Annotated in this window: 1 protein-coding gene; it reads right to left on the minus strand. The window is 62.9% G+C overall.

The window, feature by feature from the left end:
* Window positions 1-120: 120 nt before the first annotated feature.
* A complete protein-coding gene (locus tag ACODTZ_RS36075; protein WP_489032108.1) occupies window positions 121-2,061 on the minus strand; it encodes a M23 family metallopeptidase in 1,941 nt (646 codons plus the stop codon).
* Between the last annotated feature and the right edge of the window lie 386 nt (window positions 2,062-2,447).

Here is a 2,447-nt window from a genome sequence, read left to right on the forward strand (position 1 = left end):
AGCCAATCTCCCCACCTGTGGGGGAGATGCCCGGCAGGGCAGAGGGGGGTAACACACGGAAAAACGTTGCTTACAGCGACCGGCTCTTCACGGAACCGAAATCCCGAACCAACCCGAGAACTACTTGCTCGCCACCTGCGGCGGCGGCTGGTTGCCCAGCAGCGTATCGATCCGCTTGCGCTCATCCTCGAACTTGGCGAGCGCCGGACCGGCGAGCGACTTGCCGCCGGGCAGGCGCACACGCAAAGGGTCGACCTTGGTGCCGTTGACGATCATCTCGTAATGCAGATGCGGACCCGTCGATTCACCCGTGGTGCCGACCCAGCCGATCACCTGGCCCTGGCGCACCTTGGCGCCCGGGACGACACCCTTGGCGATCGCGCTCTGGTGGTTATACGAGGATTCGTAGCCATTGGCGTGACGCACGATCGTCTGGTTGCCGTAGCCGCCACTGTCCCAGCCGGCCTTTTCCACCGTGCCGTTGCCGACGGCGATGATCGCCGTGCCGCGTGGGGCGGCCCAGTCGACGCCGGTGTGCATGCGGGCAAAGCCTAAGATCGGATGGCGGCGCATGCCGAAGCCGGAGCGGAAGATGCCGTTCGGGACAGGGTTGCGCAGCAGGAACTGGCGAATACTCTTGCCGTCCTGGTCGAAGTAGTCGATCGAGCCGTCTTCCGGATCCTGGAAGCGATAGAAACGCGTCTGGGTGTCGCCGAAGCGAGCGTTGACATAAAGCAGCTCGGACTGGTCGGTCGCCTGGCCGCTGGCGTCGGCCACCGAGAAGAAGGCTTCGAGCGTATCGGTCGGGCGCAGTTCGGCCTGAAAGTCGACGCTGCTGGCGAGCAGCTTGATGATCAGCGCCGTCATGTCCTTGGTCATGCCGTAGGAGAGGGCGGCGCGATAAATGCCGTCATAGACGCGGGGAAGATTCTGGTTCGACGGCGCGGTCATGGCGCTGTCGTCGAAGGCGGTTGCGATCGCATCGAGCTTCGGCGGTTCGCTGCCGGCGACGTAATGGTCGGTGTCGTCGAGTGCCACCGTGACGACATGGCGGGAACCGCGATAGACGCTGGCGCGGATGATCTTCGCCTGCTCGCCCTTCTGCAGGATGCCGATGCGCAGCACGTCGCCCTTGGACAGGCTTTCCGAGCCGAACAACGGCGCGAGATAGGTGGACAGACCCTTCGCCTGCGGTTCGGGATAGCCCTGGTCCATCATGGCCTTGACGATCGGCGTATCCTGGCGAACCGGCACGATATCGTCGGCGAATTCCTCGGTCTGCGGGGTGATGGATTCCGGCGCCGATACCGTCATGTTCTGCTCGAGCACGCGGGCGGTCAGGCCCGATGCCAGGTCGACGTCGTTGTCGTCTGCCGAGAAGCGCTGCGGGTCGACATAATAGAGGGCGGCGACCTGCGAGGCGCCGTCGGTCAGTACCGAGCCGTTGGAGCGGACGTTCTCCTCGATCTCGTCGAGCGACATGCCGGCGGCGATCTTCAGGTTTGAGCCCGATGCCGGATAGGCCTCGGTCTTCAGGCTGACTTCAGATTCGACGTCGGAGCCGTAGATCTGGCCGGTGCGCACGCCCGGCTGCGGTTCCGGCTCGTCGGCGGAAAAGATCGAGAGCGGGTTGAAGGCCGGGTAGTCCTCGGTGGCGACGTGATTGGCGGCAAGCGTCATCTTCACGCGCGCGAAGGGCTGGCGGCGCACCACTTCCTTGTCGCCTTCATGAACGACGGTCGAGACTTCCATGATCTTGCGATCGGAGGGCTTGGCGGCAATGGCGGGCGCGATCAGGCGACCGCCACGGGTGACGTCTGCGTCGGGATTGGCGGTGTTGGCAATGCTGGCATAGGCCTCGGCGGGGATCGCCAACTGCTGGCGGCCGTCGAGTGCTGCAAAGAGCGCCACGCCCATCAGCACACTCGAGGTGATACCGGTCAGGAAGGTGCCGGATAGCCAGCGCAGCGAGACTTCGCGGCGGTCGGGCGCACGTCTGCCATCGGCGAGAAGGGCTGGCTCGTTGCCGAACGAGCGGATCATCATCTTCTCAGTCACCATGGCAAAGGCGTCCGCATCCTTTCAGCTGATCGGGTCAACCAGGCCCAGGGGGCATTTGGGTGGCCGGAAAAGTGCATAGTTTACATATGGGAGTCAAATGAGCGGACCCGAATGGACCGGCCACGACGTTCACGCTGCCCTTGAGACCACCCGATTGTGAAAATGTGAGGGCAGACGGCCTCGTCTCATGCTTTTGCAGTCCTATATAGAGGTGGATGCTTGCCGCAAGCCTGCGCCAAAGCGGTGTGTTTCCGACGCCCAAACAGGCCTTCTGGAAATTCCCTATCAAAATCAGTCAGTTGACAGAAACTGCGATTTTTTGAAAAAGGCTTGTTGACTTGTTTGGCTCTGGGGCCTTATAAGCCGCTTCACAGAACGAGGGCGGC

Source organism: Rhizobium sp. FG113 (assembly GCF_057809895.1).

Coding starts and splice junctions, on each gene's coding strand:
- ACODTZ_RS36075 (WP_489032108.1), bottom strand. CDS start 2,061: ATGGTGACTGAGAAGATGATGATCCGCTCGTTCGGCAACGAGCCAGCC.